Origin of the sequence: Pseudomonas sp. SWRI68, assembly GCF_014269165.1 — a bacterium.
Taxonomy (GTDB): Bacteria; Pseudomonadota; Gammaproteobacteria; order Pseudomonadales; family Pseudomonadaceae; genus Aquipseudomonas; species Aquipseudomonas capeferrum.
The window spans coordinates 1-328 of record NZ_JABWRU010000074.1; the positions used below are offsets into that span (position 1 = coordinate 1).

Annotated in this window: 1 protein-coding gene; it reads left to right on the plus strand. The window is 55.5% G+C overall.

Annotation, left to right across the window (positions count from 1 at the left end; all coding sequences use genetic code 11):
- Positions 1–85: 85 nt before the first annotated feature.
- Positions 86–328: IS66 family insertion sequence element accessory protein TnpB (gene tnpB / locus HU770_RS26860; protein ID WP_238349561.1), on the plus strand; the 243-nt coding region annotated here is incomplete at its 3' end.

A 328-nucleotide genomic window follows, 5' to 3' on the forward strand; every position in this document is an offset into this window, starting at 1 on the left:
GTGTCCGCTCCATGAAGCCCACATTCCAAGCGACTACCTGAAGCCCGATGCTGCGCTCCCGATTTCTTTCTGGAGCCAGTCCGCCATGATGCGTCCCGACAGCAAAGTCGAAAAAGTTTACCTCTACCCCAAGCCTGTGGATTTTCGAAAATCCATCGACGGCCTCACCGCCCTGGTCGAGCTGGACATCAAAGTCGCCGTGTTCGACCCCGTACTTTTCGTCTTCCTCAATAAAGCCCGTAACCGCATCAAGGTGTTGTACTGGGAGCGCAACGGCTTCTGCCTTTGGCTCAAGCGCCTCGAAGCCGAACGTTTCAAAACTTCCCCC